The organism is Comamonas sp. (assembly GCF_036666375.1).
Taxonomy (GTDB): domain Bacteria; phylum Pseudomonadota; class Gammaproteobacteria; order Burkholderiales; family Burkholderiaceae_C; genus Comamonas.
In genome coordinates this window covers 42,311-47,527 of sequence record NZ_JAVWWA010000030.1, presented here as the reverse complement: position 1 = coordinate 47,527, position 5,217 = coordinate 42,311, and the positions used below count along the sequence as shown (strand labels likewise).

Genomic DNA, 5,217 nt, shown 5'->3' with positions numbered 1-5,217 from the left:
TGCTGCCGGCTTCGGTGAAATAGACCTGGTCGCTGATCTCCTCGGCAAAGCGCATTTCATGCGTGACCAGCACGCAGGTCATGCCTTCCTTGACCAGGTCGCGAATCACCGTGAGCACCTCGCCCACGGTCTCGGGATCCAGCGCCGAAGTGACTTCGTCAAACAGGATCAGCTCGGGCTGCATGGCCAGCGCGCGCGCAATCGCCACGCGCTGCTGCTGGCCGCCCGACAGTTCGCCGGGATAGGCGTCGGCCTTGTGCGCCAGGCGCACCTTCTCGAGCAGTGCGCGCGCGTCGCGCTCGGCGACGGCGCGGCTGCGCCCGACCACGCGCGTGGGCGCGATCACCAGGTTCTGCAGCACCGTGAGGTGCGGAAACAGGTTGTACTGCTGGAACACGAAGCCCACGCGCTTGCGCAGGGCGATCAGCTCGGCCTCGGTGCGCAGCGCGTCGACGCGCGTATCGCCCACGGTGATACGCCCGGCTTGCGGCCGCAGCAGTCCCGTGATGCAGCGCAGGATGGTCGACTTGCCCGAGCCCGAGGGCCCGATGATGGACACCGCCTGGCCGCGCCGCACTTCGACGTTGATGCCCTTGAGCACCTGGTTGTCGCCAAAGGACAGGTGCACGTTCTCGAGCTGCACCAGCGGCGCCTCGAGCGCGTCGGCCGCGGGCGTGGAGAAAAAGGAATCAGTGGCGTTCATGGCGTCGCTCCAGGGCGCGGGTGGCGCGGGCAATCGGATAGCAGTAGGCGAAGAACAGCGCCAGCAGCGTGAAATAGACAAGGATGGTGAAGTCGGTGCGCACCACGGTGTTGCTGGCGATCTGCGCCATGTCGACGACGTCGTGCACGCCCACCAGCGAGGCCAGCGAAGTGCTCATGGTGATGCTGGCGTAGAGGTTCATCCACGGCGGCAGCATGCGCCGCAGGCACTGGGGCAGGACGATCAGGCGGAAGATCTCGCTGCGCTTGAAGGCCAGCGACTGCGCGGCCTCCCACTGGGCGCTGGGAATCGACTGGATCGCGCCGCGAAAGATCTCGGCAACGTTGGCGCTGGTCGGCAGCGCCAGGCCCAGCACCACCTTGACCCAGTCGGGAAAGGGAAAGCTCCACTGCACGACATGCACTTCAAAGGGAAACACATAGGTCGTGAAATAGATCAGCACCAGCACCGGCGCATTGCGAAACGCCTGCACATAGAGGCGCGCCATGCGGCGCACGACGGCCGAGGGCGACAGCAGCAGCGCGCCTATCACCAGGCCGACCACCGTGCCCAGCGCCACCGCCAGCACGCTGATCTCGATGTTGACCAGCAGGCCGCGCAGCAGCGAGGGCAGCCATTTCCACAGCAGAGCGACGGCCACCGGCGTCGTGCCCGTGGCGCTCCAGAACGCCAGCAGCGCAAGCAGCGCCAGGCCGGCAATCAGCCAGGGATTGCGCAGCGCATGGCCGCGCCACGGCGGCAGGGGCAGGGTGGCGTCATTGGCCATAGCCAGGCATCCTCAGTCGTTGTTCCAGCCAGCGGCCCGCCAGGCTCAGCAGCCAGGTCAGCAGGCCGAACCACAGCAGTATCAGCAGCAGCAGCTCGAGCACGTTGTCGCGCTGCGTCCAGATCATGATGGATTGATAGGTCACGTCGCCGACGGCAATCGCCGAGGCCACGGCCGTCATCTTCACCAGATCGATCAGGTTGTTGATCAGCGACGGCAGCGCAAAGCGCAGCGCCAGCGGCAGCTGCACGCGCGCCAGCAGCTGGCGGCGCGAAAAGCCCAGCGAACGCGCGGCTTCCAGCGTGGTCTGGGGCACGCTTTCTATGCCCGCGCGCAGCGCCTCGGCATGGAACACGCCCTTGTGCAGCGAGACCACGATCACCACCCAGATGAACGGCGTGAGCGGATTCGGGCCCGCGCCCCAGTCGCGCAGCTGCTGGGTGATCAGCATGTTGAGCACCAGGAAGGCGCAGTACAGCTGCACCAGCGTGGGCGTGTTGCGCGTGACTTCGACAAAGGCGCGCGCGGGCTGGGCCAGCCAGGCGCGGCCCGAGGTCAGCGCCGCGGCCAGCAGCACGCCCACGGCCAGGCTGCCGGGAATGGTCAGCAGGCACAGCTGCAGCGACACGCCCAGGCCGCGCACGAAGGCCTGGCGCTCCATGTCGTCCAGCACGAAGGAATAGTTCAGTCCCAGCGCCTTGAACGCCTGCACGCCCTGGACCAACAGGCTGTCGCTCATGGCAGCCTTCAGCGCGCGGCGGTCTTGAACCTGGCCTGCAGCTCGACCAGGTACGGGTTGGCCGGCGAGATGCCCAGGCGCTTCTCGGTGGCGATCAGCCAGCCGCTGCGGTGCCATTCCTGCACCACCTTGTCGACCGCGGCAATGGTGTCGGCCTCGCCCTTGCGCGTCCAGACCACCGACGGCGCGGGCAGGATTTCCGTGGTGATGGGCGCGGCGTACTGCGCCCATTCGGGATTGCCGCGCACCAGCGGATGGATCAGCGTGCTGTCATGCACGGCCGCGACGCAATTGCCGCCGCGCAGCGCCAGCAGCGAATCCGACGAGCTCTTGTAGCCCTGCACCTGGGCGCCGTACTCGGTGGTCAGCGGCTTGGCGAAGCTGCTGCCCTGCGATACGCACACCGCCTTGCCGCGCAGATCGGACCATTGGGTGATGCCGCTGTCCTTGCGCACCGCGGCCGTGCCGCCGACGCGGAAGAACGGCGTGGGCGCATAGCCCAGGATCTCGGCGCGGTCGGGGTTGAGCTCCATCGAGGCAATCAGCAGATCGACCTTGCCCGCCTGCAGGAACTGCGTGCGCGTCGCGGTCTGCACCTGCACCAGCTCGGCTTCCACGCCCAGGCCCTTGGCCAGGGCGCGCGCGAGCTCGGGGTTCCAGCCCACGAGCTGCTGGGTCGCGGGGTCTATGGAGCCAAACGGGCCGCCGTTGGCCAGCACGCCGATGGTGACCTTGCCGCGCTGCTTGATCTTGTCGAGCGTGGCATCGGCATGGGCCGTGCCGGCCAGCAGGGTGAGGGCCGCGGCCACGCCGGTCAGCGAGCGGGCAATGGAGCGGGAAGAAGCAGGGAGTGGGCGCATGGTGGGCAGAACAGAGGAGTGCGGATAGGCACTTATCTTCTGACAGCCCCGCCATGGCGACAACAAAGCTTATCGATGAACGATATGCGCGCAGCGCGTTAAGGCGTTGGCCGGCGCGCCGGCCTCAGGCAGCTGCCGCCGCGGGCAGCCGGAAGCCGGCGAGTTCATCGGGCGCGCACTGGGCAATCAGCCCGGTTTCCCAGGACAGGTAGCGGCGCGCGGCGTCGAGGTTGCCGTCGTGGCGGTCGTGCACGAAAAACAGATAGTCAATGGCCTCGCTGTCGGCCGGGCTGTGGGGCGTGCTTTCCAGCGCCAGGCCCGCAGCTTCCCAGTCGGCGGCCAGCGCCCATTGCAGCCTGCGGCCTGGCAGTTCGGTCAGCGCCAGGGCGGCGGTCGCGGCGTCGGGCGCGAGCAGCAGCACCGGCTGATCGGCGCGGGCCGCGGCCTGCACCTGCGCGGCCAGGCGCGGGCGCAGCGACCAGAGCGCGCCGGCGGCATGCTTTTGGCGATAGGCCAGCGAAGCCTGCAGATCGACCAGCAGCGGCGCATGCTGCGCGTGCCAGGCCGCCAGATCCTGCCTTGCCAGCGGCGCCGTCGTCGGCGCTGCGTCGGCCTGGGCCGGCAGGCGCAGCGGCGCGCGTATGCCGCCTTCGACCGTGGCAGTTTCATAGCCCAGGCGCCAGAGCCAGCTGGCAATCACCGGCGCGCGAATGGCTTCGTCATCGAGCAGCAGCACGCGGCTGTGGCGCACGCCAATGCTCTGGTCGGTGGCCTGCAGCAGCTGGCCGCCGGGCGCGTGGCGCGCGCCTGCCAGCGTGCCCGCGGCAAACTCCTCGGCGCTGCGCACGTCAAGCACATAGGTGGTGCGCGTGCGCTCGTCTATCCAGGCCTGGGCCTGGGCGGCGCTGAGCTGCGGCACGCCGAGTTCTTCGGCCAGCGCCGCGGCCGCGGCCTGGTCCTGCGGGCGCACGTCACCGGCGCTGGGATCGCGGCGCGCGCTGCCGTGCTCGAGCTGCAGACCGGCCAGCGCCCAGCCCTGGGTGCCGTTCTCCAGCGCGATCACCGGGTTGGGAATGCCCAGGCTGCGCAGGATCTGCGCGCCAATGATGCTGCGCGTGCGGCCCGCGCAATGCACGACGATGGGCGTATGCGGATCGGGCGCGAGCGCATGCCAGCGCAGCGCGAGTTCGCCGTTGGGCAGGGGCGTGGCGCCGGGAATCGTCATCTTGCGGTGCTCGCCCAGCGTGCGGCCGTCCAGCAGCACCAGCGGCTCGCCGGCCTGCTGGCGGCGCTGCAGCTCCTGCGCCGAAAGCCGCGGCGTGTCGAACGCATGCTCCACGAGTTCGCCAAAGGTCTTGGACGGCAGGTTCACGCCCTGGAACAGCACATAGCCCGCGGCCGCCCAGGCCGGCGCGCCGCCTTCGAGCACATGCAGGTGGGTGTACTTCAGCGCCGCAAGGCGGTGCGCGGCGCGCTCGGCGACGCCGTCGCCGGCATCGAGCAGCACGATGCGCGTGTCGCGCCGCGGCACCAGGCGCGGCACCTCGTTTTCCAGCTGGCTGTAGGCCGCGGGAATCGCGAAGAACGGGTGGCCCTCGCCGAACTGGCCGGCTTCGCGCACATCGAGCAGCGCGATTTCCGCGCCATCGTTGAGCCAGGCACGCAGCGTGGTGGCGGGAACCAGGGAAAAGAAGGGGGAGGGCATGGGCGAGAAGGCGCGTGCGCGCGGCAAAGATGGAAGGAGGACCCTGTGGTCCGCCTGAATCTACGCGCGCGCACGGCCCGGGCCAAGGAAGGAATGTGCATATGCAATGCAGGAAATCTTCTTTGGGGACTGGTAGCGGGGCGCTATCCGTTCGCCCTGAGCCCGTCGAAGGGTGAACGGCCTGTCCTCTGGTTTGAGTGCAGGGCGTTCATGGTTCGACCGGGCCGCGCAGGCAAGCTCACCACGAACGGGGGCGCGCTAACCGTTCGCCCTGAGCCCGTCGAAGGGTGAACGGCCTGTCCTCTGGTTTGAGTGCAGGGCGTTCATGGTTCGACCGGGCCGCGCAGGCAAGCTCACCACGAACGGGGGCGCGCTAACCGTTCGCCCTGAGCCCGTCGAAGGGTGAACGGCCTGTCCTCCAGC

The 5,217-nt window shown here is 68.9% G+C and carries 5 protein-coding genes; all 5 read right to left on the bottom strand.

The window, feature by feature from the left end:
- Positions 1 to 703 (bottom strand): amino acid ABC transporter ATP-binding protein (locus RR928_RS09900; protein ID WP_332682364.1); only part of this gene is annotated, 703 nt, incomplete at its 3' end.
- Entirely contained in the window at positions 690 to 1,490 is an 801-nt protein-coding gene (locus tag RR928_RS09895) for an amino acid ABC transporter permease (RefSeq protein WP_332535703.1), read from the bottom strand. The genes RR928_RS09895 and RR928_RS09900, both read right to left, overlap by 14 nt.
- Positions 1,480 to 2,229, bottom strand: a complete 750-nt coding sequence (locus RR928_RS09890; protein WP_332535702.1) for an amino acid ABC transporter permease — start codon at positions 2,227 to 2,229, stop codon at positions 1,480 to 1,482. The genes RR928_RS09895 and RR928_RS09890 overlap by 11 nt, the downstream gene beginning before the upstream one ends.
- An 8-nt stretch (positions 2,230 to 2,237) precedes the next feature.
- Positions 2,238 to 3,089: a transporter substrate-binding domain-containing protein gene (locus tag RR928_RS09885; protein WP_332682362.1), complete on the bottom strand. Its 852-nt coding sequence runs from the start codon at positions 3,087 to 3,089 to the stop codon at positions 2,238 to 2,240.
- 124 nt (positions 3,090 to 3,213) lie between these two features.
- A complete protein-coding gene (locus RR928_RS09880) occupies positions 3,214 to 4,794 on the bottom strand; it encodes a rhodanese-like domain-containing protein (protein WP_332682360.1) in 1,581 nt (526 codons plus the stop codon).
- Positions 4,795 to 5,217: the final 423 nt, after the last annotated feature.